Below are 25,298 nucleotides of genomic sequence, written 5' to 3'. Positions count from 1 at the left end.
TCTAAGAACAAATAAAAAGGACAATCTCAACATGTAGAGATTGTCCTTTAAAAATTCATATTATATTTATCCTAGGATATGATATCCTGAATCAACGTGAATGTTTTCTCCTGTTACGCCGCGTGCTAAATCACTGAATAAGAATACGGCTGTATCCCCAACTTCTTCCGGAGTTGTTGTACGGCGAAGTGGTGCGCGCTCCTCAATTTCTCTTAAGATTGAGTTAAAGTCACCTACACCTTTTGCAGATAACGTACGAATTGGCCCTGCAGAAATCGCGTTAACGCGAATGCCATGTTGACCTAAATCGTTCGCTAAATATTTCACGCTCGCTTCTAATGAAGCTTTCGCAACACCCATAACGTTATAGTTTTTCACAACGCGCTCGCCACCAAGGTATGTTAACGTTAAAATATTTCCGCCTTCTGTCATTACTTTCTTCGCTTCTCTTGCTACAGCTGTTAAAGAGAATGCACTAATATTTTGTGCAAGTAAAAATCCATCGCGAGAAGTGTCTACAAATTCACCTTTTAAGTCGTCACGATTTGCAAAAGCAATACAGTGCGCTACACCGTGAATTGTACCAACTTCTTGCTTGATTGTTTCAAAGCAAGCTGTAAGTTCTTCATCATTTGTTACATCACAAGGTAATACAAGTGATTCTTGTCCTTCTAATGTGTCCGCTAATTCACGAACGTTTCTCTCTAAACGTTCTCCTGCATATGTGAAGATTAATTTTGCACCTGCATTATGCAAAGAGCGAGCAATTCCCCACGCAATACTTCTTTGGTTCGCAACGCCCATAACAACAAATGTTTTCCCTTGTAATAGTTCCATGATATATCCTCCCAGAATTACTTATACTTGTTATTAGTACCTGATACTATAATTATAGTACCATAAAACCTCTTAAAGGCAAACAAAAAAGTCATTAACTTAAATTTTGTTAATGACTTTTTGTTTCTATAAAAAACCGCTCTAATCCTTCTTCCCAAGAAGGCATTTGTAAAAAACCATTTAATCGTAGCATGTTATGTTGAAAAACAGAATATTTCGGTCTCGCTGCTGCCGCCCCAAATTCTTCCGTTGAAACAGGTAATACATTCACTTTCATATTTGCATATGAATATATTTTCTTTGCAAATTCAAACCAAGAGCATGATCCTCTATTTGATACATGATACGTACCGTATAAAGAAGTATGAATGAGCTTATTAATCATCACATTTAAATCCGCCACATAAGTAGGAGAACCAGTTTGATCTGCTACAACAGATACTTCTTCTCTTTCTTTCCCTAATCGCATCATCGTTTTCACGAAATTATTTCCATACTTACCATATAACCACGATGTGCGAACGATAAAATATTTATTATGTAACTCTTTGACGAATTGCTCTCCCGCATACTTAGAGGCTCCGTATATATTTATTGGCGCCGGATTATGAAATTCATCATACCCTTCCGGTCTGTCGCCCTGAAATACATAATCAGTACTAATATAAACTAATTTCGCCCCTACTAATTGTGAAGCCACCGCTACATTTCGAGCTCCTATTGCATTTATTCTATACGCAAGATCTTGTTCTTTCTCAGCATGATCAACCTTCGTATACGCTGCACAATGAATAATGATATGTGGCTTTATTTCTTGTACCACTTGCTGCATTCGGGATATATTTGTTATATCTAGTAACTTTTTATCAAATGGATATATGTCATATTCTTCAGGATTTAGCTCTTCTTGTAGTTGCTTTCCCAATTGACCGTTTGCTCCTGTTATGATAATCCGTTCTTTCATTTATATGCCCCTTACTTTTCTTTTAGTGGTTTCCACCATTCCTTATGATGTTCATACCATTCCACCGTTTCTTTCAGCCCTTGTTCAAATGTATACTGAGGCTCCCAATCTAGCTCATTCTTCATCTTTTGTGCATCAATCGCATAACGACGATCATGACCTAAACGGTCTGTAACATATTCAATATCTTTTTTCGTTTTTCCTAAAAGAGTGATAATTTGTTCCACAACATCTACATTTGTCTTTTCATTATTTCCACCTATATTATATACTTCTCCTACACGTCCCTTATGCAAAACAACGTCAATCGCACTACAATGATCCGTTACATGTAACCAATCTCTTACATTTAATCCATCGCCATATAACGGTAGCTTCTTTCCTTCTAGCGCATTCGTAACCATTAACGGAATTAATTTTTCCGGATATTGATACGGCCCATAGTTATTGGAGCAACGCGTTACTATAACTGGTAATTGATACGTTTTATAATAAGATAAGGCTATCATGTCAGCGCTCGCTTTGCTTGAAGAATACGGACTATTTGGAGCTAACGGGGTTTCCTCGGTAAATCGACCTATTTTCCCTAAAGAGCCGTACACCTCATCTGTTGATACTTGCACAAGTTTAATATGCGGATATTTTCTAACTAATTCTAATAAGGTGACTGTCCCAATTATATTTGTATCATAAAAAGGAATCGGATTTTCAATACTACGGTCCACATGTGATTCAGCTGCGAAATTGACAATTACTTGTACGTCACGTTCCTTAATAACATGCTCCACCAGCTCTCCATTTTGAATTTCCCCTTTTACAAAAGAGTAATTCGGATGATCTTGAAGAGACTTCACGTTATTTAAATTCCCGCTATATGTTAATGCATCGAAATTAATAATTTTATATGTTTCATAGCTTTGTAACATGTAATGAACAAAATTACTTCCAATAAATCCGGCCCCACCTGTTACTAATATATTCATAAACAACTCCCCTACTCAAAAGCTATCTTTACAGTCCTGAAGTGACGGTAATATTCTATCTTTGTCAGACAAAATAGGACTTGTTACTGGCCATGGAATTGCTAATTCTTTATCGCTCCAAAGTACCCCTGAGTCATGATCAGCACTATAATACTCATCTACTTTATACATAACAATCGTATGCGGAACAAGCGTACAAAATCCATGTGCAAATCCTTTTGGCACTAATAATTGCCGATGATTATCCGCACTTAAAATATATCCTCTCCACTGCCTAAACGTGGGTGAATCTTTTCGCAAATCAACGATAACATCATAGATTGCTCCTTGCATAACTTGAATAAGTTTCGTTTGTGCTTTCGGATTTTTTTGAAAGTGCAATCCCCGAATCGTTCCCGCTTCTGCTGAATACGAAACATTATCCTGTACAAATGAATACGTAATCCCTAATGTTTCTAGCACCTTCTTATTATAACTTTCAGTAAAAAAGCCACGCTCATCTCCAAATAACCTCGGTTCTAACAATTTTGCGTCGGTAAAGTTTGTTTCTACAACTTTCATATTCTCACCTATTCTCCGTTAAACTGTTTCCCAAAGTTTATATCACGCGCTAACGTATTCGCCTTTTGAAGAGAAACATGAGTTCCCGCATCCGTCCACCAACCGCTCATTTCATTGTAAGTAAGTACCCCTCGTTTTAAATACCAATTATTAATATCTGTAATTTCAAGTTCTCCCCTTGCGGAAGGTTTCAATTCTTTTATATAAGAAAAGACTTTTTGATCATACAAATAAATTCCCGTGACTGCATAAGAACTTTTCGGCTCTTTCGGCTTTTCTTCAATTTCAATTATTTTTCGGTTTTGAATATTTGCTACACCAAACCTCTCCGGATCATCTACAGATTGCAGCAGTACTTTCGCACCTTCTTTTTGATTTGCAAACTCTTCAACGTACGGACGAATGTCATCAGAAAAGATATTATCCCCTAATATAACTACCATACGATCTTTTCCGACGAAACTCTCACAAAGCCCTAACGCTTGCGCAATTCCGCCAGCCTTATCTTGCACACGATACGTAAAGGACACGCCAAACTCTTGACCGCTTCCTAAAAAACTAACAACATCTCCCATATGCTCTTTACCTGTAATAATCATAATATCTGTAATCTCGCATTGTTTTAGCTTATATACCGCATGATAAATCATTGGATAACGTCCAACAGGAAGCAAATGTTTATTCGTTACTTTCGTTATTGGATATAATCTCGATCCCGTTCCACCAGCTAAAATAATTCCTTTCATCCTGCATCTCTCCCTTATGATGGAGATAGTATATCTTTGTAATGTTCTACAAACACTTTCCGATATTTCTCATATGTATCCGCATCAAACTCATCCCCATTGTAGTGAATACACCATAAATTCGCTTGATTAGGGATACCAATTAAATAACCCGCCTTTTGAAACTCTAAAGACTGCGAAACATCATAAAAGTGAAATCCTTGAAACAAGTCTTCTCGCCACGGAATATCATATTGTGTGGCCATTAATAATCCATCAATTGCCTGAACTGACATAAATGATTGATTCCCATAAAACAGCTGGTCTAAATTTAATAATTGATAATTCTGTCTTCTGTACTCAATCACTTTCCCTACTAAATTTTTCCCTTCCCACCATATCCCGTTGCTCGGTAAAAACTGGGCTCCAGCTACGCCAATTAAACCGAGTTTTTCATTATCTTTAAAAAGAGAAATGAGTGTATAAAACATATCTCGATTAATAAGATACGTATCTTGATGTATATAAACCTTATACTTCGCGGGATATGAAAGTGCTCGGTTGTATGCACTTGCCATACTTTTCGCATCTCGTATCGGAAAAATTTGTACGACATAACCAGGGGGAACAAAAAGATTTCTTATTTGTCTCTCACATTGTTCAAACAGCTCTTCATTATTTATACAAACAACGACTAATATTGTATGATCTTTCATTTTGTAGCCCCTCTATTCGTCTTGATTTACATCTGACATATAGTGCTCCACAAATATCTTTCTATACTTATCATAGTTGGTCATATTCACATCAATATGATAGTGAATGCACCAAGCATCACGCTGTACAGGAACCCCAACTGTATAACCTGCTTTTCTAAATTCAAATGATTGAGACACATCATAATAATCAAACCCATCAAACAAATCTTCTCGCCACGGAATATCGTATTGCGTTGCCATTAATAATCCGTCAATACATTCAACGGGCATAAATGTTTTTGAGTCATGATACGGCTTTTCTTGACTAGCCATATAAAATAAATCATTCATATAACCAATTACTTTTCCAACAACTCCTCTGCCCACATTCCATATTCCATTTGGAGGAACATATTGGGCTCCAACCATACCAATCATTCCAAGATGTTCATGTTCTTGAAACAATTGCAGTAATCCATATAAAAATCCTACATTTACAATGAAAACATCTTGATGTATATACACTTTATATTTTGCTGGATGCGAAATTGCTTGATTATATCCGCTCGTCATACTTTTTGCATTCCGAATCGGCATAAACTGTACCGTGTATCCGGGAGGAACTGGCAATTGTAATATATGTCGCGCACATTGTGCATACAATTTCCGATCATTTATACACGTAACAAATAATATTGTTTTATCTGCCTCACTCATAATTGTGACTTTTCTGCTTCAATAATATATTGAAATACAACCGTCTCAGCCATGAAGCCACTTCCAAGACGATATTTTTTACAAATTCCATATAATTCCTCAATAAGCGGTTCATACATTTTATGATCAACATATACACGATCTACTTTACTAATCGAATAACCTGCTTTTAAAAACATTCGTAGCATTTCATTAAATGTAAAGAAGCGAATATGTGTTTTATCTAATAAACCATATTCTGTATACGTCCAATTTCCAGCGAGTAAAGGGGCTAATACTGAAATGTGCGAAACGTTCGGTATACTAGCCAAAATTACACCATTTTGCTTTATATATGGTTTTACTTTTTCTATTACAGCCCATGGATCAAATAAATGCTCTAATACGTCACCAAATATAACGCAATCAAATTGCTCCTCCTCATACGGCATATCCATTGTTTCAATATCGCCTAAAACAACATGATCTAGCTTTTCTTTTGCTTGTTCTGCCGCCTCTGGGAATGCCTCAATTCCTGATACACGTGTGCCATTTTCTTTTATGACAGCTCCTAATGCACCACTTGAACAACCGATATCAAGAACTTCTTTCCATTCTTTTTTTATATGCTTTAATAAATTCGGATTCACAGCATTATAATAATGTCCAGACTTTTCTTCATATAAAGAATTTTTTGGGGAATTCATTTCACACACTCCTTATGCAAATTGAATTTGAAATATAAACCTCATATGAAGTCTATAGATGTAACCAACACGAGTTATATTGCCGATACTTTACTATATAGCCAATCTATTAGAGTTAGAATCATGATAAATCATTTCTAAAAAACGCAACCTATAACGATTTATATTGTTTATCAAAAACACTTCGAAAATATTTGCGGTTATATTCAATTGCAGCATTATTCGGAACATAAGAAGCTGCCAATTCATTGTAATAATAAGCTTTATCTTGTTCTCCTAACTTGCTATAACAAATACACATTTGTAAATAAGGAATCCATGTGTAACTAGCTGGACTATGAAAAGGACTCTCTGTTGCCATTGTCACTTCTGTTGCAAGTTTAAACCAAAAAATTGCTTCATTGTATTTTTCTTGTTCCATATATATATATCCTATTCTTGTACAATTCTCTCCTCTAGGGAGATCATACCGAAATGACTTTACACACGATTCAACTGCCTTTTCCCACATTCCAATCTTTGCATAGCAATCTCCTAATTTACCACATGCATAAATTTTCTCTTCATACCAACCTTCGTCTTGATTAAGAAATGCTTCATATAATAGAACTGCATCATCATATTTTTGATTATCCATAGATTCATTCGCGTAATAAAACAAATCTCTCGGACTCAATTCTTCCCCAGCTGCTACAGCATCTTGAAAAATTTTCAAATTACGGTTCGTTACTTGCTTTTCTTTCTTATGTGTAATCGCAACATTACTATTAAAAATCTCACCAAAAATAGCTAAATACTCATGTACTTTTCCAAACCATTGAAATTGTTTTTCACGCTTTACAAGCCGATATCTTTTTGTACAATATAACGGTTTCCCGTTAGAATCCATTACAAGATGATAAGGCATCGAAACAGCATCAACATTAGGATCTAACTCTCTTTTTAATAGATTCAATGCCTCCTGCGCATCTTCTAATAACACATCATCGGCATCTAGCCATAATATATATTGTTGCGTTGCTTTCGAAAAAGAAAAATTTCTAGCTGCCGCAAAATCATTAATCCATGGAAAGTCATATATGTTAGAGGTATATTGAGCTACAATTTCTTTCGTTCGATCAATGGAACCTGTATCAACTATAATAATTTCATCAACAATTTTTTCTACTGCATCTAAACATCGACCAATTGTATTTTCCTCATCTCGAACAATCATACATAAACTAATTGTAATTCCTTGCTTGGTCAACATAATCACCCTCTTCCAAATCAATCATATGTTATACATACAATAAACTTTCCACTTTTTTAACTTGCACAAGCAGTTTAAGATTTCTTTTCAATAATTCAAATGTCCGTGTCATTTTCTTCTGGTTTTGCATCTACTATATAATGAACGCTTTATGGAGGTGAATTTATGTCAAATAATAATTATTCAGATGGATTAAATCCCGATGAATCTTTATCAGCTAGTGCATTTGACCCTAATCTTGTAGGACCAACATTACCACCAATACCACCGTTTACCCTTCCTACCGGGCCGACTGGACCGACTGGACCGACTGGGCCAACTGGGCCAACTGTACCGACTGGGCCGACTGGGCCAACTGGGCCAACTGGGCCAACTGGACCAACTGGGCCAACTGGCGACACTGGTGCTACTGGACCGACTGGGCCAACTGGTGACACTGGCGCTACTGGACCGACTGGGCCAACTGGCGACACTGGTGCTACTGGACCGACTGGGCCAACTGGCGACACTGGCGCTACTGGACCGACTGGGCCAACTGGCGACACTGGTGCTACTGGACCGACTGGGCCAACTGGCGACACTGGTGCTACTGGACCGACTGGGCCGACTGGGCCGACTGGGCCGACTGGGCCGACTGGACCATCTGGGCCGACTGGACCATCTGGATTAGGACTCCCAGCAGGATTGTATGCCTTTAACTCAGCTACAGTTTCTTTAGCTCTTGGAATTAATGATCCAGTACCATTTAATACTGTTGGATCTCAGTTTGGTACAGCAATTTCTCAAATGGATGCCGATACTTTCGTAATTAGTGAAACTGGGTTCTATAAAATTACTGTTATTGCTTATACAGCGGCAGTAAGTTTATTAGGAAGTCTTGCAATTCAAGTTAATGGCGTGACAGTACCGGGTGCGGGCACAAGTTTAATTTCACTTGGAGCTCCTATCGTTATTCAAGCCATTACACAAATTACGACAACACCATCACTCGTTGAAGCAGTTGTTACAGGAATTGGATTATCACTAGCTCTTGGTACAAGTGCATCAATTATTATTGAGAAAATCGCTTAATTTTGTACTTAGCAGTAAGACTGATATCAGTCTTACTGCTTTTTCATTTGTAAATTCAATCATTAAATCTTTCTTTTCTACATAGTCATAATGTTGTATGACATTCCGCAGGAGGCACTTATATGGAAAATAAATCTGCTGTTCAGCTTTATCTTGAATTATTAAAGAAAACAATTTTATTTGAAATATGGTTAGAATACGAACCGTACTTACCTGCTTCGTTACATATATCTAAAGAGCTATCATATGAACCAGTTACAGTTCCGCTTCCTTTATTTCTTAAGCAGTACGTAGAAAATCACAATTTAAAAATCGTTGATCCTAACGTTTCAAAAAGTGAGCGTCAAGGTGGTAAGGATTGGCCAAGAGCAGCACACAGTATGGTTGGCCGCAAACGTATGAATCAATTACATGAGGCTATGGAAACTGTTGTCCGTGAAAATATAGAAGGTGATTTTATTGAAACTGGTGTATGGCGCGGAGGATCTTGCATTTTTATGAATGGTTTTTTACAGGCAAACAATATTACAGATCGTACTGTGTGGGTTGCTGATTCGTTTGAAGGTTTGCCAGCACCTAACTTAGAACAATACCCGAAAGATTACGGTGATTATTTACACACATTCGATTACTTACGAGTTTCTTTAGAAACAGTGCAAGAAAACTTTAGAAAATACGATTTATTAAATGATCAAGTAAAATTTTTAAAGGGTTGGTTTAAAGATACATTACCTTCAGCACCAGTAGAAAAAATTGCAATTGCTCGCCTTGATGGTGATATGTATGAATCAACGATGGATAGTCTTGTAAACTTATACGATAAAGTTTCAACAGGTGGCTATATTATTATTGATGATTACGGATTAGTAACATGCGCAGAGGCTGTAACTGATTTCAGAAAGGAAAGAAACTTACAATCCCCTATTACTAAAATTGATGATTTCGGTATTTATTGGCGAAAAGAATAGAATATAACTTTATTTTTTGAGGGGTCCTATTACACTAATTATTTATAAAAACTAATTGTGTAAAGTTCCCCTCACTATAAATGATTAACTTATATACAAGAGAAATCCCCTACTTTACTACAAGGACGGAGTGAATGTATGAACGAAAATGAGAAAAAAATCACATTAATTCCACCCCCAGAACTCGTTCAATATGTAGGTGGTAATTTTGAAGAAGTTGGAAAAGAGTTTATGCAGTATTTTATTGAAATTGGCAATTTAAAATCAAATGAAACAGTGTTGGATGTAGGCTGCGGCATTGGCCGAATGGCGGTTCCATTAATGAACTATTTAAGCGATGATGGCACTTATTATGGATTTGACTTATTCAACGAAGGAATTGCATGGTGCAAAAATAACATTTCAACACGCCGTAACAATTTCCATTTTGAACATGTCGATATATATAATCAATTCTACAATCCATATGGAAAAGAAGATGCTTCCCAATACAAGTTTCCATATGAAGATGAATCATTCGATTTTATTTTTTTAACGTCTGTATTTACCCATCTCCTTCCGAAAGAATTAGAACATTACGTACGTGAGATTGCACGAGTTCTGAAAACAGATGGGAGATGTTTTATTACTTTCTTTTTAATTAATCCTGAATCATCCTATTACTTAAATGCAGGACTAAGTACGTTAGGTTTTTATCATCAAATTGACAATTGTTATGTTCTAAATAAAGATATCCCAAACTTCGCAGTTGCCTATCCTGAGGAAGATATTCGTACTCTATTAAATAAGTATGGGCTAGAAGTACAGACTCCCCCCCATTACGGTTCATGGTGTAGCAGAACTGAACACACAAGTTACCAAGATATTATTCTTACACAAAAAATTTCTGAAAGGTAGTTATATATGAATAATATAAAAAATCCGCCGCTCGTTTCCATCCTTATTCCCACCTATAACCGACCACATTATTTCAAAATTGCTCTAGAAAGTGCATTAGCACAAACATATTCAAATATTGAAATTATTGTAGGAGACGATAGCACAAATAATGAAACAGAAAAATTAATATACAGACATTATTTACATAAACATAAAAATATAACGTACATTCGAAATGCTTCTACTCTAGGACAATTTCATAATGCCCTTATGCTCTTAGAACAGTCAAATGGGGAGTACATAAATTTCTTAATGGACGATGATATATTTTATAATAATAAAATCGAAAAAATGATGTTTCATTTCCAACAAGACTTAAATAAAAATCTAGCGCTTATCACATCCTATCGTACTTGGATTGATGATAATGGAGATATAATGGAACAACATCCCTCGATGAAAAAATTATATGAGGAAGATACGCTACTAAATGGGAAAGATTTTGGAAACCGTATGCTTATGGCAGGACAAAATATTATCGGCGAGCCTACAATCGTACTCTTTAGAAAAAGCCTATTAACGGAACCTTTCGGCACTTTAAATGGCAGAAAATATGGTTGTAGTGTCGATATGGCCTCTTGGATAAGTTTACTTTCAAAAGGTGATGCAATGTATATAACTGAGCCCTTAAGTTCATTCCGCCTTCATACTGGACAGCAAGTACGTCACAAATTCCTTGAGGGCTGCGAAGATTTTTCTCAGCTCGTTTTAACCTCGAAAAGGTATGGTTTCTTACAAGACGCCAAGTATTATAAAAAAGGGTTGATAAGAGCTTACGGATGGTATAAAAATGCGACCAAATTTTACGATTTATTTCCAAACCTCATTCCAGATAAAAATACACATGCACGACTTTCTTATTGTTTAAATATTATTACAAAAGAACTTCGGGAAATATAGTCCATCACACGGTAGGTACTATTCCTTCCGTGTGATGTATGACTTCCCACAAATAGTGGAATAAATGTATGCATAGTCTGCTTGTATATTATTTTTATCATGACATGATCCATATACTTACTAGGCGATAGAAAGGAATACATACATTGAAAGATCCAAATTCTCAATATCAAATAGACTACGTATTACTATTCATCTTATTTGCCATTGGGACTGTTAGTTGCTTTGCAATTGCAAGTGCACAAGCCTCTTTACCACCATTTTTGCAAAATGTAAATTTTGTATTAAAGCAAATCCAATGGTACTTCATTGGATTTATAGCTATTGGTATGATTATGATTATTGATTTCGATCGTTATCAAAAAATTGCTTGGTATTTATATAGCTTTGCATTGATATTACTGATTGGACTGGAATTTCAAGTACCAGGTGCCGTTACAATAAAAGGCGCTACCGCTTGGTACAGGCTCCCAGGCATCGGAAATTTCCAGCCTTCTGAAATTATGAAATTGTTTTTAATTATCGTCACCGGACGAATTATTGCAAATCACAATGAGAAATATTTTTACAGAACAATACACGCTGATTTTTTATTACTCGGAAAAATATGCGCAACAAGTTTGCCACCCCTGCTCCTTATTGCAAAGGAACCTGATTTAGGAAACACGATGGTAATTTCAGCTATGCTCGCAGCGATGATACTAGTTTCTGGTATACGCTGGCGGTTTATTTTCGGATTAGTTTCCGGTATTTCTGCAGCTGGCGTTACATTAACGTATATTTTTTTTACGCATACAAAATTCTTTAAAGCACACATTTTACAAGAATACCAACTCAATCGCTTCTACGGCTGGTTAGCGCCATACAAATATGATGCGCAAGGCTATCAATTAAGACAAGCTTTCTTAGCTACTGGATCAGGAGAAATGCAAGGAAAAGGTTGGGAAAATGGACAAGTATACTTTCCAGAACCACATACAGATTTTATTTTCACCAATGTCGCTGAGCAATTCGGCTTTTTAGGCGCAAGTGTCATTATTGCACTTTTTTTCCTACTTATTTTCCGCATGATTCATATCGCTTTAGAAAGTAATGACCCTTTCGGTAGTTACATCTGCGCGGGCACAATTGGAATGTTTACTTTTCAAGTATTTCAAAATATCGGGATGACCATCGGATTACTGCCTATTACAGGAATCACATTACCCCTTATGAGCTACGGAGGAAGTTCCTTGCTCACATACATGATAGCGATTGGATTTGTTTTAAACGTTCGCTCAAGGACGAAAACCTTTATGTTTAACTGAAGCATAGAAACGATATATTTTTATCTCTATCCTTTTTTAGATATACTAATGAAAAATATGATGGAGGTTTAAATATGAAATATGACATTATAGGAGATATTCATGGATGCTTCCAAGAGTTTCAAGATTTAACGATGAAACTCGGATATAACTGGAATAATGACCTGCCGATTCATCCTGATCAACGCAAGCTTGCTTTTGTTGGTGATATTACAGATCGCGGTCCTCATTCATTACGTATGATTGAAATTGTGTGGGAACTTGTCATAAATAAAAAAGTAGCTTATTACGCTCCGGGAAATCACTGTAATAAACTATACCGATTTTTCCTTGGGCGCAACGTGACAATTGCTCATGGACTCGAAACAACTGTTGCTGAATATGAAGCACTGCCTTCTCATAAACAAAACATGATAAAAGAAAAATTCATCACACTTTACGAGCAATCCCCTTTCTATCACGTACTCGATGAAAAAAAGTTAATTGTTTGTCACGCTGGAATTCGGCAAGATTACATAGGAAGACAAGATAAAAAAGTACAAACTTTTGTATTATATGGCGATATTACAGGAGAAAAACATGCTGACGGCTCACCTGTCCGTCGCGACTGGGCGCAGGAATATAAAGGAACAGCTTGGATTGTATATGGACATACACCCGTAAAAGAACCTCGCTTTGTAAATCATACAGTTAATATTGACACTGGCGCTGTATTTGGTGGCAAACTAACCGGACTACGTTATCCTGAAATGGAGACCATTTCCGTTCCTTCTTCCCTGCCTTTTGTACCTGAAAAATTCCGCCCAATTTCATAACCCTTATTTAAAGTGTACGAGGGATTATCTTTTCATTTAGGCGGCTCTCATAAAAAACTAGGTAAAGTAATGAAAAAAAGATGCACGAAAGTGCATCTTTTTTTCATTACACGGCATATACTGTCGCAGGAGGTGACAGAATGAAGAAAAAATCTTCTAAACAAAAAAGAAAATGCCCGCCTTTTTATCTACCCATGTACGGAATTAACAACTGGTGCAGCATTCGAGCTGCAGCTTTAGAAGCACCGGAAGGACAAGAGGCTTCCACAAAAAACAAAGCTAAACCAAAATATGTCTCTTTAGAAAATGCTGTAATGAGCCGCATTATTAATAATAGAAAAACAAAGATGCAGCAAAAAAATAAACCTCTCTCTACTCACACTGAACAGATGGTGCCTTCTGAGCAAATAGAGAAAAATACAGAAGAAAACATCCCTGTAGCAATAAATAAAAAAGCGGAAGCAGAAATTCCAGCTGCTATTATCAATCAGGTGAAGAAAATAAAAGAAGCATTAGCACCGTCCAATACTATACAAACAGAAAAGACGATCATAATTCAAACCCCTACACCTGAAAATACAAAAGTAAAAAAAGAGGGACGGTATGCCTATGCAGAGGGGCTTCACTCTCACGCAGAGGGTACAGCTTCACATGCAGAAGGGCTTCTTACTCACGCAAAAGCCTCTTTCTCTCATGCAGAAGGATCGAAAACAAAAGCAACTGGACATAGTTCCCATAGTGAAGGAAGTGAAACGACAGCAGGCGGCTCTTATTCTCATGCGGAAGGTAAACATACAATCGCTTTAGGCGAAGCAGCACATGCAGAAGGAACCGCGACTATTGCTAACGGATTCTCTTCTCACGCGGAAGGTAATCATACATCAACGGCTCATTTTGCAGGTAGCCATATTATGGGGCGCTTCGGTACAGCAGAAGAATCTTATTCTTGGTTTATCGCAAACGGCACAAATGAAACTGACCATAATATCGGTGCAAAGTGGCTTGCTCATAACGGCGAAATGTATATTGATGGCGCTTCTTACAATGCAAGTGGAACTGATTTTGCACAAATGTTTGAAACAGCAGACAATACTCTTATTGATGTAGGTTATTTCGTTACATTTAGTAATGAAGAAAAAATTCGAATCGCTACTTCAAACGATTCATTCATCTTAGGTATATCTAGTGCAACCCCCGCTCTTATAGGAAATAGCGGTGCTTTAAGTTGGCAAAAACGCTATAAAACAGATACCTTCGGAAAACGTCAATATGTACGTACGGAATCGCAAGACATACAACCTCTTTTAAATACAGAATGGGATCCAGCTTGCAAATATATAGCAAGAAAAGATCGTACCGAATGGCTTCCTGTCGGATTAATTGGACAAATGTTAGTAAGGGATGACGGCACTTGCGAAACGCATGGATATTGTCGTCCAAATAACGATGGCATTGCTACCAAATCCGAAAGTGGCTTTTTCGTTATAAAGCGCACGGGTGAAAACCAAATTTTAATATTATTCCGCTAAGAAAAAAGGGAACAAAATTCTTCGTCACATAAGAATTTTGTTCCCTTTTTAAGTATGTCTTAATACCGCTTGCATATCGTTTGGAATCGGTGTAGTGAAAGACATTTCTTTCTCTAAAATAGGATGATAAAACGTCAAGGATGTACTATGAAGTGCTTGTCGTTTCATTTCATCCCTTTTTCCTCCATATAAATCATCGCCAAGTAGCGGATGTCCTATATGCGCCATATGTACACGAATTTGGTGCGTTCTCCCTGTATCAAGCTCGAGCGATACATGCGTCTTATGATTGGCGCTATCAACCACTCTAAAATGAGTAACTGCTCTTTGCCCCTCCTCACAAACGGTTCGCTCAATAATACTATCCGATTTTCGTCCAATCGGTGCGTCAATCGTTCCTTCTCGTTCTATCATCTCACCATGAACGAGCGCTTCATACGTTCTTTTCACAGCTTTTTGTTGATGCTGTTTCGATAAAAGATGATGTACGAAACGATTTTTTGCAATAAGCATAAGCCCTGAAGTATCACGATCTAACCTTGTTACGATGTGCACCGTACTTGCAAGATGCTGCTTATCATAATGAGATAAGAGCGCATTCGCAACACTTCCTGCCGGATGTTCTCTAGACGGAATCGTTGACATGTTCGCCTCTTTGTTTATGACAAGAACTGCATCATCTTCATATACAATACATAAAGGGATATCTTCTGCTATCATCCCTTCACTTCTTTCCTCCACTGGAAAAAAGACACGTATTTCCTCACCAGCTTGCAACTGATGACGAACGCTCGCATGTTGACCATTTACTTCAATAGCTCCGCCATGAAACTTTATATCCGTTAATGCGGCTTTAGAAATCCCTTTCGTTTTTAAAAATTCTCTAACTAAAGTTCCCTCTTCGGCCGATTCTATATCCCATTTCAATGTAAATCTGTTCAAATATATAAACCCTTTCTATTTATCTGCAACAAACGAGTCACGAACTCGTTTCCAGAACGGGAATGGACGGAAACGAACAAATCGTACTTTTTCGTTTGCAACGCGATACTGAATTGATTTCACATCTTGATGAACCATCGTTAAATGGTCCACCGTAATTTGTAAGTTCATTCCTGCAGCTGGCTTCAACACACATGTATGATGTTTCGGTAGTACGAGCGGCGAACCTACCGTACGAAACACACGGTTATTAATAGATGCCATTTCTGCAATTTGAATCGCTTCAATAGAAGGGTGAATAATTGCTCCGCCAAGCGCCTTATTATACGCAGTACTTCCCGAAGGAGTAGAAATACAAAGGCCATCTCCACGGAACGTTTCAAAGTACTCTCCGCGTATTTCCACTTCTGTGACTAATGTACCTTCTGCACTTTTCACAGTCGCTTCATTCATCGCTAAATACTGCGACTCTTTACTCCCATTCACATAGCGAATTATCACTTCTAAAAGCGGATATTCCACCACTTGGAATGGTGTTTTAGCAATTGCAATTACTAATTTCTCTACTTCTGTCGGTAACCAATCTGCATAGAAACCTAAATGACCTGTATGTACACCAACAAATGCCGTTTCAGCCAATCGATTATTATAGCGATGAAACGCATATAAAAGCGTTCCATCTCCCCCAACAGAAATTACAATATCGGGTTCCTTTTCATCCATTATAAATCCGAAATCTAGCAAGTATTCTTTCATCGTGCTTGCCAGTGCATCTGATGATTGATCTCCCTTTGACATAATTGTAAATTTCATCGCCCAACACCCTTTAGTTTATGATTCGGAATCTTTCGTTTCTTGCTTTCTTGAAAAAGCTTTCTGCGCTTCTTGAATTTCAAGACGGATAGAAGACATTTCTTCATCTAATAAAAATGCTGCTTCCGCTGCACGTTGCAAGCGTATTTTTATATCTTCAGGAAAACGTCCACTATATTTATAATTTAAAGAATGCTCAATTGTTGCCCAAAAGTTCATTGCTAGCGTGCGTATTTGGATTTCTACCAATACTTTTTTTTCACCCTGAATCGTTTGAACTGGGTAGCTAATGACAACGTGATAAGAACGATAACCACTATCTTTCTTTTGCGTGACATAATCACGTTCTTCCACAATTTCAAAGTCATTTCGTTTTCGAAGATATTCTACAACAGGCTTAATCTCATCAACAAATTGACACATCATACGAAGGCCTGCGATATCTTGCATATCTTCTCTTAGCCGGTCTAGCGGTACATTTCTCTTCTCCGCTTTATCAATAATACTTGCAACCGACTTTACCCTTCCTGTTACAAACTCAATTGGAGAATGCTCTGTTAACATTGCAAATTGAGTACGCATTCCTTTTAGTTTCACTTTCAGCTCTGCCACCGCTTGGTGGTAAGGTGCTAAAAATTCTTCCCAATTTCGATTCATTTCAACCACCACCAAAATCAATCCATTTGCTTATAGAAATACTTTTTCTACAGCAGTTACTAGTTCTTCTCCGTAATTTGCATTACCTTCAATATTTTCAACTAAATATTCTACTTCTTCTTTTAATCCTTCTAATTCCATTTCAATGTCATTCACGCGAACGAACATAACCACATCGTTATTCATCGCTTCATGCATTGCTTCCCAGCATGTGTGCGGAATACTTACATAAATGAAAGAAGATTCGTTTTCTAAGATATATAAAAATGATAAATTGTCTGAGTCTACAAGTACGTGATTACGTGCACTTAACTCCTTTACCGCTATTTCACTATTTTCCGCACAAAAAATAAGAGCATTCTCTCTCTTTTCTACGCTCTTAACTTGGATTTTATTTTGCATGCTCTAACTCCTCCATCTCAACTTCCTGTCTTACTTAACAGTATTATTGTATCATAACATGGACGCAAACAAATAAAACATTGAACCAAATTTGTGAAAAAGCGATAATGTGTAAAGAATTATTTTTCAAAAGGAGCGCATACAATGACACAAGAAATTGAAATTGAATTTAAAAATATTGTTACAGAAGAAGAATTCGGTACATTATGTAAATCATTCTCTATTGAAGTATTTACGAAACAGGTGAATCATTACTTTGAAACACCGAACTTCTCGTTAAAAGAAGCTGGCTCTGCACTTCGTATTCGTCATAAAGGAGAAACTTATACATTAACATTGAAACAACCTGCAGAAGTCGGCTTGTTAGAAACACATCAAGTCGTAACAGAAGACGAAGCAAAAATGATGATGGAAACAAACGTAATCATTCAAGGGGCTGTAATGGATCAACTACACAAATTACAAATTCCTGTTTCTGCTTTAACTTATATGGGTAGTTTAACAACTGAAAGAGCCGAAACGTTATTTGAAGGCGGAACGCTTGTCTTTGACCATAGTTTCTATTACAATCACGATGATTATGAAATTGAATTTGAAGTGCAAGATGAAAAAACAGGCAAAGCTGCATTTATGCATTTATTAAAGCAATACGACATACCAATCCGTCATACAAATAATAAAGTAAAACGCTTTTTCCTTGCCAAACAAAACAAAGCACGCTAAAGTGAAAATTCCACTAGTGAATACGTTCTACTAGTGGATACATCTCACTTTTTAAAAGGAAAAGTTTCATTTACATCTGTAGAAGAAGCAAAGGGCGTTATGAAGGCTATTTATTTGCCCTCCCTAACATTCCATTGCTACAATAGATATACATTTCATGGAAAAAGGAGTTTATAAAGGATGAGCAAGCAACCGATGACACCATTTGAAGCAATTGGCGGTGAACAATGCATTGCAATATTAGTAGATACATTTTATTCCTATGTCAGGAAGCACCCTGACCTATCTCCCATCTTCCCGGATGATTTAACAGAAACCGCTAGGAAGCAGAAACAATTTTTAACACAATATTTAGGTGGTCCTAATTTGTACACTGAAGAACATGGTCATCCTATGTTAAGAGCACGCCATCTCCCGTTTGAGATTACACCAAAACGAGCAGAGGCTTGGCTATCATGTATGGAGCAAGCAATGGATGACACAGGAGTACACGGTCATATAAGAGAGTTCGTTTTTGAACGTTTAGCATTAACTGCTCAGCATATGGTTAATACTCCAAACGAAACAGGTGAAATATAATGGATAAACAGGAAGCAAAGCATATCAATATGCCATCTCCTTCCGCATGTGAGCATAAGTCTGTAGAAGCATATTTATTTATTGATCCACTTTGTAAAGATTGCTGGGAAATTGAACCTTTTATTATTAAACTATGGCTGGAATACGGAAAATACTTCTCTATTCGTCATATCGTAACAGGAAAAGTGGACGGAACGAACGCTTCCTCACACAAATGGAATAAACCTGCTAATATTCGATTTGTGTGGGAAAAGACAACAAGTTTACAAGGGTTTTCATGTGATGGAAAAGTACATATGCAAGAGGCATCGTCAACACCATATTTAGTTTCGATGGCAATTAAGGCAGCGGAGTTGCAAGGCCGAAAAGCAGGTTCGAAATTTTTGCGAAAACTCCAAGAATACATTTTCCTTGAAAATGTATCAAATCCTGACTGCGAATTATTACTTGCATGCGCAAAAGATAGCGGTATTGATGTAGAAGAATTTAAAAAAGACCTATATTCCGCTAGCGCAAAAAAGGCTTTCCAATGTGACTTGAAATTCACAAATGAGATGCATATTACAGAAATACCTTCTCTCGTATTTTTTCATGCGAATTCAGATGAAGAAGGTATTAAAATCGCTGGAACGTATTCCTATGACGTGTACGTACAATTATTAAAAGAACTTGTAAAATGTGAAATTGAACCAGAACCATTACCGCCTTTAGAAGTGTTACTAGAAGCAACACAGTTTATATCTTCAAAAGAAGTAGCATTTATATATGACTGCTCGCAACAAGAGATCGAGCGTGAACTAAAAAAATTACAACTGAAACGAAAAGTACAAATGATTGACGTAAAATGTGAGCGTTATTGGAAATGGATAGCAAAAGAAAAAGACCTGGTGTAAACACCAGGTCTTTTTCTTTACGGCTTATAAAAATATTAAAGGGGATGGGAGAAATTTTCACGTTCAAACAAAGGGGTATATGTTTGTATGTGAATTCGTTCACGCTTATTATATTACAAGATTCGACGTCAGATGACAACCCCTTTTGTCGAATTTCACACTTTTGTCACATTCTAAACGTTTTCATTTTTGAATAAGCTATAAAAAAGCTATTTTGGAGGTGTTTTGTATGAAAAAAACGTATATTTTGCTTATCATTTTAGCTGTCATCGTTTCTTTTTTCTTGTACATCCTCTCTCTACTACAAGCTTTCCCTAAAATTATTGCTTTCCCTCTTTTATTTGGAGCCATTGTCATTGCTCTCTCTTATTTCAACCATAAAAAACGCTTTAAAGGGTTTTAATGAACTGTAAAACTGCCTTCTAATTTTAAAAAAAGAAGACAATTCGCTTTATTCTTTCGACAAATATCGACAAAATAACATACAGAAAAGACGAGGTAAATTCCTCGTCTTTTCTATTACTTCTCTTCAAATAATAATGCTTCTAATTCATTTAATTTCTCTTCAAATACTTGAAGCGCTTCTTTTACTGGTTCTGGAGATGCCATATCTACTCCAGCTTTTTTCAGCACTTCAATTGGGTAATCTGAGCTTCCTGCTTTTAAGAACTCATTAATGTAACGTTCTACTGCTGGTTGCCCTTCTTCTAAAATTTGTTTAGATAGAGCCGTTGCTGCACTAAATCCCGTTGCGTATTGGTATACGTAATAGTTGTAGTAGAAGTGCGGAATACGAGACCACTCTAAACCAATTTCTTCATCGATTACTAAAGCATCACCGAAATATTTCTTATTTAAATCATAGTAGCTCTCTGTTAGCATGTCTGGCGTAACCGCATGTCCCTCTTGTACTTTCTTATGAATAATATGCTCAAACTCTGCGAACATCGTTTGACGGAATACAGTACCACGGAATCCTTCTAAATAATGATTTAATAAATATAGACGTTCTTTCTTATCTTCTGTCGTTTTTAATAAATAATCGTTTAGAAGCGCTTCATTACAAGTTGATGCTACTTCCGCAACGAAGATTGAATAGTCACCGTATACGTGCGGCTGCGTTTTTCTTGTGTAGTAACTATGCACCGAATGACCAAACTCATGAGCAAGTGTAAATAAATTATTTACATTATCATGCCAGTTCATTAAAATATAAGGGTTTGTTCCATATGCACCAGATGAATATGCTCCGCTTCGTTTCCCTTTATTCTCATACACATCTACCCAGCGATTTTCATATGCTTCTTTTAAAATATCAACATACTCATCACCAAGTACATGTAAAGACTTTACTAACATGTCTTGTGCTTCTTCATACTTCACATTCATTTTCACTTCTGGTACAAGTGGTGTATATAAATCATACATATGAAGCTCATCAAGTCCTAGTGCACGCTTACGAATATCAATGTAACGATGTAGCAAGTGTAAATTATCATTTACAGATTCAACAAGTTGATCATACACCGCTTCAGGAATATTATTATTACTTAATGCAGCTTGACGTGCAGAATCGTATTTACGAACGCGCGCATTGAAATTATTACGCTTCACAGCTCCGCTTAACGTACTTGCAAATGTGTTCTTATATTTTCCGTACGTTTCATATACAGCTTTGAACGCATCTTCGCGTACACGACGATCATCACTTTCTAAAAACTGAATGTAACGACCATGTGTAATTTCTATTTCTTCTCCATCCTCGCCTTTAATAGATGGGAATTTCAAATCCGCATTATTCAACATACCAAATGTATTACTTGACGCGCTCATTACTTCAGATGCTTCTGCTAATAAAGCTTCTTCCGCTTCAGATAATACGTGCGGACGTTGACGCGTAATTTCTTCTAACGCATGCTCATATACACTTAAGTCTCTATTTTCTTTCAAGAATGTTTGTAGTGTATCTTCTGAAATCGATAAAATTTCAGGCACAATATACGCTGTGCTACTCGATACTTGTGAATATAAATTTGTTGCGCGGTCATTTAATGCTTGATACACAGAGTTTGTTGTATCTTGATCGTAACGCATATGTGCATATGTATATAACTTACCTAATCGCATTGAAATTTCATCTTCATATTGCAATGCTTCAAGTAAATTGTTCGCAGAGTCACCAAGTTTCCCTTTAAATTCAGTTAACTTCGGTAATAACTCTTTAATAGCTTGGAATTCTTTTTCCCATTCTGCATCTGTTTGGAAAATATCTTCTAATCGCCACGTACTTGATTCTTCAATTTCGTTGCGATTTGGTAATGTTTTTGCTGTGTTTTGTTCAGACATCCTTTAAGCCCTCCTTTAAATATCTCTACTTACATACAATTCGATTTTTCTTATGTAATTCCTTCACGATCAGTCTTTATTATATCCCCTTTTCCTTCTCTCATGTTGTACTTTGCCTCAAATAAAGACAAGGCATACGCTAAGCAAATTTCATCATATTTCATAACTTCCCCCTCTGTTTTTAATATAACGATTCCCCTTATTTTCCGGTACTTATAAATACCTACTCGCTGCAACACACCTACATAACATAAAAATGTCATATATTCAGTAACTGCTACTTTCCATATATGCTGTGAAAAGTACGGGAGCATACGCCTTTTCGTATACTTTTTTACATACATACACGCATACCCGAGGGAAATACAATCACCTACCGCAAGCTCGCCTATACACTTCATATATAGAAAGGCTTGCCATATAAATGGATTAGTTTGAAAAGCAAATGCGGACGGAAGCGGCACACCAATTTCAGAAGGGAAATTTGCTGGGGTACATTTACATTGATATAAGAGGCGTAATAGTGACTTATGATTGTAATTCCAAATTGGCAAAGCATTTTGCCGAAAGTAGCTCTTTCGTTTTCTCCATTCCTCTCCTAATGTTTCTTTTCGAAAAGGAACAGGAGAAAAGAGCATTTCAAAAGTAGTCGTTTCAGTTGGTAAGTATATAATATGTGAAAAAGAGACGCTTGTAGAAAATGAAGTGAGAAACGCGCATTTCATAAATGATTTTTGTTTCGAACAGAAGAAAATAAGAAGTGGCTGAGGATAAGATTGTAAGGAGAAAGCCATAAGTGAGGAGAATTTCATCCAATATGTAGCGTGCTTTTTTAATTGATTTCCACCAATAATCCAAATGACTTGTATACCAGCTCGCCAATATGAATAGGTTCGTTTGTACAACTGCTCTACGGAGAGATTCGAGCATTGATATTCAATCGCAATTTTTCTACCTGCCCTCTCTACAAAAATATCAGGTCGTTGCTGAATCTCTGGAAGATAATGCTCTATATCTACATGAAAATCTTGCCGTTTGAACCACCTATATAACAATTCTTTACCGTGCATATGATACATAGATTCTGCTTCATAAAAGGCAAGGCACATATCCATTTTCTTACGAGCAAAATGCCAGCTTTTTTGTTTCCCTAATTTCATTTGCACTTCCTTCCCGCAAGCTATGCAAAAGAAACTTTCCCTTTTACGCATACGGTGTAAAAGCTCTTCATCATGATGATAGAGTAGATGAATTTTTTCTCCGTTTTCTCTTTTGGCGATAAACATTGTAATCACACCCTTTCAGCTCCTTATATTCTACAATTTATTACAAATTCCTTTAAAAAAAGAGATGTCCCAATTTCGGACATCTCTTTTTATAATAAAGGCGATAATAATCGATACGTTGATTCAACAATTCGTCTATGAAGACGCCTTTTATGAAAACGATCAACATGAATTTCACTGGATTCTTCTATATCCTCTTTAAAATCTTGAACAAGTTTTCGAATGCTATCTGTATCATATAAAAAAGCATTTACTTCAAAGTTCAAATGAAAACTTCTCATATCCATATTAGCTGTCCCGATTGAAGCTAAATCAGAATCGACAATAACAACTTTACTATGAAGAAAACCTTTTTCATATTCATATATCTTTACCCCTGCATCTAAAAGCTCTGGGAAGTACGATCTCGATGCATAAAAGACAGTGCGCTTATCAGGCTTACTCGGCATTAACAAACGAACATCAATACCAGCAAGCGCAGCTACCTTTAAAGCGGATAAAATATCATCATCCGGAATGAAATACGGCGTCGCAATCCAAATGGATTTCCGCGCGGAAGCAATCATAGCAAAATATAAATGTTTAATTGTTTCCCATTTATTATCCGGTCCACCTGCAACGAGCTGCACGCCTCCCCAATGATCTCCCTCAACTGCTTTCGCTTGTAAATATTCAGGGGCTAGTACAGCCTCACCAGTCATATAAAACCAATCTTGAAGGAAAATAAGTTGCAAGCTTTGAACAGCTTCACCACGCAAATATAAATGCGTGTCTCGCCAAAAGCCGAAGTACTTATCCTTCCCTAAATATTCATCACCAATATTTAATCCACCTACAAATCCTTCATTTCCATCGATAATCACGATTTTTCGGTGGTTTCGATAATTAATCTTATCGTTTAAAATCGGAAAGCGCACAGGAAAGAACGGGATCATTTCGACACCTGCATCGTTTAATTCTTCAATATACGAATTCGATAATCTAAAGCTTCCAACCGCATCATATAAAAAACGAACGACTACGCCTTCTTTTGATTTTTGTATTAAAATATCTTTAATTTCAGTTCCAAGCTTATCATCACGTACAATGTAATATTCCATATGAATGTGATGTTTCGCTCGTTTTAATCCATCTAAAATAGACTGAAACGTTTCATCTCCATTTGTTAATGTTCTCGTTTCAGTTTGAAATGAAATATTTAAAGCGCCTAAACGATCCGCTAAACGAAATAACAGCTCTTGATGCTTATGATTGCGCAAAATCCGTTCCTCGTAATCTTCATGCCCCTTATATTGTAAAAACGCTTGTTCATCGAGCAACGCCTTCTTTTGGAACATTCTCTTCCTCCGAAAGTTCTGTCCGAATAATAAATAAGCGAAGAATCCAAATACCGGAAAAATCCCTAACACAATGAGCCATGTAAGTGTTTTAGACGGGTGACGGTTCTCTAAGAAAATAACGCAGCCAATTAAAAATGCAGATACCGTAAATAAAATACTAATAATACCTAAAATCGAAACATCTTTTATTCCGATTACATCCGAATAAAATGCTACGTCAATAAACATACGTAACGAAACAAATAATGCGAACAATAATAAAACAAAGAAAATCAACTTTAACGTATTTTTCATCTCTTACCTCCTTACTAAGAAAGCTTTCCTATTCTTCATATAAAAAGCCGATTTCATACTACAGAAATCGG

Annotated in this window: 27 protein-coding genes; 11 read left to right on the top strand and 16 right to left on the bottom strand. The window is 36.6% G+C overall.

Going from position 1 to position 25,298, the window contains the following annotated elements:
* Positions 1-66: 66 nt before the first annotated feature.
* From fabI to VF726_RS00515, 9 genes are all read right to left on the bottom strand, one after another.
* Entirely contained in the window at positions 67-837 is a 771-nt protein-coding gene (fabI, locus tag VF726_RS00555) for an enoyl-ACP reductase FabI (RefSeq protein ID WP_000421885.1), read from the bottom strand.
* A 109-nt stretch (positions 838-946) separates the two neighbouring features.
* Positions 947-1,801, bottom strand: coding sequence for a dTDP-4-dehydrorhamnose reductase (rfbD, locus tag VF726_RS00550; RefSeq protein WP_440165056.1), 855 nt, complete (start codon positions 1,799-1,801; stop codon positions 947-949).
* Positions 1,802-1,812: 11 nt separating this feature from the next.
* Complete coding sequence (gene rfbB, locus VF726_RS00545) at positions 1,813-2,784, bottom strand: dTDP-glucose 4,6-dehydratase (RefSeq protein WP_440165054.1); 972 nt, start codon at positions 2,782-2,784, stop codon at positions 1,813-1,815.
* A gap of 15 nt (positions 2,785-2,799) precedes the next feature.
* Positions 2,800-3,345, bottom strand: coding sequence for a dTDP-4-dehydrorhamnose 3,5-epimerase (gene rfbC, locus VF726_RS00540; protein WP_440165052.1), 546 nt, complete (start codon positions 3,343-3,345; stop codon positions 2,800-2,802).
* An 8-nt stretch (positions 3,346-3,353) separates the two neighbouring features.
* A complete protein-coding gene (locus VF726_RS00535) occupies positions 3,354-4,091 on the bottom strand; it encodes a sugar phosphate nucleotidyltransferase (protein ID WP_440165050.1) in 738 nt (245 codons plus the stop codon).
* Between the two features lie 14 nt (positions 4,092-4,105).
* Positions 4,106-4,786, bottom strand: a complete 681-nt coding sequence (locus tag VF726_RS00530) for a glycosyltransferase family protein (protein WP_087957774.1) — start codon at positions 4,784-4,786, stop codon at positions 4,106-4,108.
* A 12-nt stretch (positions 4,787-4,798) separates the two neighbouring features.
* Complete coding sequence (locus tag VF726_RS00525) at positions 4,799-5,485, bottom strand: glycosyltransferase family protein (protein WP_151631295.1); 687 nt, start codon at positions 5,483-5,485, stop codon at positions 4,799-4,801.
* A complete protein-coding gene (locus tag VF726_RS00520; protein WP_242255568.1) occupies positions 5,482-6,171 on the bottom strand; it encodes a class I SAM-dependent methyltransferase in 690 nt (229 codons plus the stop codon). The genes VF726_RS00525 and VF726_RS00520 overlap by 4 nt, the downstream gene beginning before the upstream one ends.
* A 151-nt stretch (positions 6,172-6,322) precedes the next feature.
* Positions 6,323-7,423, bottom strand: coding sequence for a glycosyltransferase (locus VF726_RS00515; protein WP_440165047.1), 1,101 nt, complete (start codon positions 7,421-7,423; stop codon positions 6,323-6,325).
* Between the two features lie 165 nt (positions 7,424-7,588).
* On the opposite strand from VF726_RS00515, the gene VF726_RS00510 reads away from it, so the two are divergent.
* From VF726_RS00510 to VF726_RS00480, 7 genes are all read left to right on the top strand, one after another.
* Positions 7,589-8,494 carry a BclA C-terminal domain-containing protein gene (locus tag VF726_RS00510; protein ID WP_440165045.1) on the top strand — a complete coding sequence of 302 codons (906 nt, stop codon included), beginning with the start codon at positions 7,589-7,591 and terminating at the stop codon, positions 8,492-8,494.
* A 122-nt stretch (positions 8,495-8,616) separates the two neighbouring features.
* Complete coding sequence (locus VF726_RS00505; RefSeq protein WP_440165043.1) at positions 8,617-9,462, top strand: TylF/MycF family methyltransferase; 846 nt, start codon at positions 8,617-8,619, stop codon at positions 9,460-9,462.
* Positions 9,463-9,600: 138 nt separating this feature from the next.
* Complete coding sequence (locus tag VF726_RS00500; RefSeq protein ID WP_440165041.1) at positions 9,601-10,359, top strand: class I SAM-dependent methyltransferase; 759 nt, start codon at positions 9,601-9,603, stop codon at positions 10,357-10,359.
* 6 nt (positions 10,360-10,365) lie between these two features.
* A complete protein-coding gene (locus tag VF726_RS00495; protein ID WP_440165039.1) occupies positions 10,366-11,301 on the top strand; it encodes a glycosyltransferase family 2 protein in 936 nt (311 codons plus the stop codon).
* Positions 11,302-11,447: 146 nt separating this feature from the next.
* Complete coding sequence (locus VF726_RS00490; protein WP_440165037.1) at positions 11,448-12,608, top strand: FtsW/RodA/SpoVE family cell cycle protein; 1,161 nt, start codon at positions 11,448-11,450, stop codon at positions 12,606-12,608.
* Positions 12,609-12,682: 74 nt separating this feature from the next.
* Positions 12,683-13,423, top strand: coding sequence for a bis(5'-nucleosyl)-tetraphosphatase PrpE (gene prpE / locus VF726_RS00485; protein ID WP_144613550.1), 741 nt, complete (start codon positions 12,683-12,685; stop codon positions 13,421-13,423).
* 140 nt (positions 13,424-13,563) lie between these two features.
* Positions 13,564-14,952, top strand: coding sequence for a peptidase G2 autoproteolytic cleavage domain-containing protein (locus VF726_RS00480; protein WP_440165034.1), 1,389 nt, complete (start codon positions 13,564-13,566; stop codon positions 14,950-14,952).
* A 48-nt stretch (positions 14,953-15,000) separates the two neighbouring features.
* Here VF726_RS00480 and VF726_RS00475 read toward each other — a convergent pair whose 3' ends face one another.
* Genes VF726_RS00475 through VF726_RS00460 form a run of 4 tightly spaced genes read right to left on the bottom strand, consistent with a single transcriptional unit; the run spans position 15,001 to position 17,766 of the window.
* Positions 15,001-15,894: an RluA family pseudouridine synthase gene (locus VF726_RS00475; RefSeq protein ID WP_440165032.1), complete on the bottom strand. Its 894-nt coding sequence runs from the start codon at positions 15,892-15,894 to the stop codon at positions 15,001-15,003.
* 15 nt (positions 15,895-15,909) lie between these two features.
* A complete protein-coding gene (locus VF726_RS00470; RefSeq protein ID WP_071757027.1) occupies positions 15,910-16,707 on the bottom strand; it encodes an NAD kinase in 798 nt (265 codons plus the stop codon).
* An 18-nt stretch (positions 16,708-16,725) separates the two neighbouring features.
* Positions 16,726-17,364, bottom strand: a complete 639-nt coding sequence (locus tag VF726_RS00465; RefSeq protein WP_001081480.1) for a GTP pyrophosphokinase — start codon at positions 17,362-17,364, stop codon at positions 16,726-16,728.
* Positions 17,365-17,394: 30 nt separating this feature from the next.
* Entirely contained in the window at positions 17,395-17,766 is a 372-nt protein-coding gene (locus VF726_RS00460; RefSeq protein WP_048553937.1) for a hypothetical protein, read from the bottom strand.
* A 144-nt stretch (positions 17,767-17,910) separates the two neighbouring features.
* Between VF726_RS00460 and VF726_RS00455 the strand changes: the two genes are divergently transcribed.
* The 4 genes from VF726_RS00455 (at position 17,911) to VF726_RS00440 (ending at position 20,364) form a co-directional block, all read left to right on the top strand.
* Complete coding sequence (locus VF726_RS00455) at positions 17,911-18,489, top strand: CYTH domain-containing protein (RefSeq protein ID WP_440165029.1); 579 nt, start codon at positions 17,911-17,913, stop codon at positions 18,487-18,489.
* 180 nt (positions 18,490-18,669) lie between these two features.
* The gene (locus VF726_RS00450; protein ID WP_440165027.1) at positions 18,670-19,068 is read left to right on the top strand and encodes a globin domain-containing protein; all 399 of its coding nucleotides are present in this window, start codon (positions 18,670-18,672) and stop codon (positions 19,066-19,068) included.
* On the top strand, positions 19,068-19,961 hold the full coding sequence (locus VF726_RS00445) for a ClpXP adapter SpxH family protein (protein ID WP_440165025.1): 894 nt from the start codon (positions 19,068-19,070) through the stop codon (positions 19,959-19,961). Before VF726_RS00450 ends, VF726_RS00445 begins: the two co-directional genes overlap by 1 nt.
* A 229-nt stretch (positions 19,962-20,190) precedes the next feature.
* A complete protein-coding gene (locus tag VF726_RS00440) occupies positions 20,191-20,364 on the top strand; it encodes a hypothetical protein (RefSeq protein WP_440165023.1) in 174 nt (57 codons plus the stop codon).
* A 116-nt stretch (positions 20,365-20,480) separates the two neighbouring features.
* Here the strand turns inward: VF726_RS00440 and pepF are convergent, their stop codons facing one another.
* The 3 genes from pepF to VF726_RS00425 all read right to left on the bottom strand — a co-directional run bounded on the left by pepF (position 20,481) and on the right by VF726_RS00425 (position 25,227).
* Entirely contained in the window at positions 20,481-22,307 is a 1,827-nt protein-coding gene (gene pepF, locus VF726_RS00435) for an oligoendopeptidase F (RefSeq protein WP_440165021.1), read from the bottom strand.
* Between the two features lie 50 nt (positions 22,308-22,357).
* Positions 22,358-23,602 (bottom strand): competence protein CoiA, encoded by a 1,245-nt coding sequence (locus tag VF726_RS00430; RefSeq protein ID WP_440165019.1) that lies wholly within the window; start codon positions 23,600-23,602, stop codon positions 22,358-22,360.
* A gap of 80 nt (positions 23,603-23,682) precedes the next feature.
* Positions 23,683-25,227, bottom strand: a complete 1,545-nt coding sequence (locus tag VF726_RS00425; protein ID WP_440165017.1) for a cardiolipin synthase — start codon at positions 25,225-25,227, stop codon at positions 23,683-23,685.
* Between the last annotated feature and the right edge of the window lie 71 nt (positions 25,228-25,298).

Source organism: Bacillus sp. Brlt_9, assembly GCF_051948935.1.
In the GTDB taxonomy this organism is placed as follows: Bacteria; Bacillota; Bacilli; order Bacillales; family Bacillaceae_G; genus Bacillus_A.
The sequence above is the reverse complement of the archived record's forward strand: the minus strand, read 5'-3'. Positions and strand labels throughout refer to the sequence as shown.

What these genes read in the sequence shown, in the direction of transcription:
- fabI (WP_000421885.1), bottom strand. Translation starts at nt 837, where the DNA reads ATGGAACTATTACAAGGGAAAACATTTGTTGTTATGGGCGTTGCGAAC.
- rfbD (WP_440165056.1), bottom strand. Translation starts at nt 1,801, where the DNA reads ATGAAAGAACGGATTATCATAACAGGAGCAAACGGTCAATTGGGAAAG.
- rfbB (WP_440165054.1), bottom strand. Translation starts at nt 2,784, where the DNA reads ATGAATATATTAGTAACAGGTGGGGCCGGATTTATTGGAAGTAATTTT.
- rfbC (WP_440165052.1), bottom strand. Translation starts at nt 3,345, where the DNA reads ATGAAAGTTGTAGAAACAAACTTTACCGACGCAAAATTGTTAGAACCG.
- VF726_RS00535 (WP_440165050.1), bottom strand. Translation starts at nt 4,091, where the DNA reads ATGAAAGGAATTATTTTAGCTGGTGGAACGGGATCGAGATTATATCCA.
- VF726_RS00530 (WP_087957774.1), bottom strand. Translation starts at nt 4,786, where the DNA reads ATGAAAGATCATACAATATTAGTCGTTGTTTGTATAAATAATGAAGAG.
- VF726_RS00525 (WP_151631295.1), bottom strand. Translation starts at nt 5,485, where the DNA reads ATGAGTGAGGCAGATAAAACAATATTATTTGTTACGTGTATAAATGAT.
- VF726_RS00520 (WP_242255568.1), bottom strand. Translation starts at nt 6,171, where the DNA reads ATGAATTCCCCAAAAAATTCTTTATATGAAGAAAAGTCTGGACATTAT.
- VF726_RS00515 (WP_440165047.1), bottom strand. Translation starts at nt 7,423, where the DNA reads ATGTTGACCAAGCAAGGAATTACAATTAGTTTATGTATGATTGTTCGA.
- VF726_RS00510 (WP_440165045.1), top strand. Translation starts at nt 7,589, where the DNA reads ATGTCAAATAATAATTATTCAGATGGATTAAATCCCGATGAATCTTTA.
- VF726_RS00505 (WP_440165043.1), top strand. Translation starts at nt 8,617, where the DNA reads ATGGAAAATAAATCTGCTGTTCAGCTTTATCTTGAATTATTAAAGAAA.
- VF726_RS00500 (WP_440165041.1), top strand. Translation starts at nt 9,601, where the DNA reads ATGAACGAAAATGAGAAAAAAATCACATTAATTCCACCCCCAGAACTC.
- VF726_RS00495 (WP_440165039.1), top strand. Translation starts at nt 10,366, where the DNA reads ATGAATAATATAAAAAATCCGCCGCTCGTTTCCATCCTTATTCCCACC.
- prpE (WP_144613550.1), top strand. Translation starts at nt 12,683, where the DNA reads ATGAAATATGACATTATAGGAGATATTCATGGATGCTTCCAAGAGTTT.
- VF726_RS00480 (WP_440165034.1), top strand. Translation starts at nt 13,564, where the DNA reads ATGAAGAAAAAATCTTCTAAACAAAAAAGAAAATGCCCGCCTTTTTAT.
- VF726_RS00470 (WP_071757027.1), bottom strand. Translation starts at nt 16,707, where the DNA reads ATGAAATTTACAATTATGTCAAAGGGAGATCAATCATCAGATGCACTG.
- VF726_RS00465 (WP_001081480.1), bottom strand. Translation starts at nt 17,364, where the DNA reads ATGAATCGAAATTGGGAAGAATTTTTAGCACCTTACCACCAAGCGGTG.
- VF726_RS00460 (WP_048553937.1), bottom strand. Translation starts at nt 17,766, where the DNA reads ATGCAAAATAAAATCCAAGTTAAGAGCGTAGAAAAGAGAGAGAATGCT.
- VF726_RS00455 (WP_440165029.1), top strand. Translation starts at nt 17,911, where the DNA reads ATGACACAAGAAATTGAAATTGAATTTAAAAATATTGTTACAGAAGAA.
- VF726_RS00450 (WP_440165027.1), top strand. Translation starts at nt 18,670, where the DNA reads ATGAGCAAGCAACCGATGACACCATTTGAAGCAATTGGCGGTGAACAA.
- VF726_RS00445 (WP_440165025.1), top strand. Translation starts at nt 19,068, where the DNA reads ATGGATAAACAGGAAGCAAAGCATATCAATATGCCATCTCCTTCCGCA.
- VF726_RS00440 (WP_440165023.1), top strand. Translation starts at nt 20,191, where the DNA reads ATGAAAAAAACGTATATTTTGCTTATCATTTTAGCTGTCATCGTTTCT.
- pepF (WP_440165021.1), bottom strand. Translation starts at nt 22,307, where the DNA reads ATGTCTGAACAAAACACAGCAAAAACATTACCAAATCGCAACGAAATT.
- VF726_RS00425 (WP_440165017.1), bottom strand. Translation starts at nt 25,227, where the DNA reads ATGAAAAATACGTTAAAGTTGATTTTCTTTGTTTTATTATTGTTCGCA.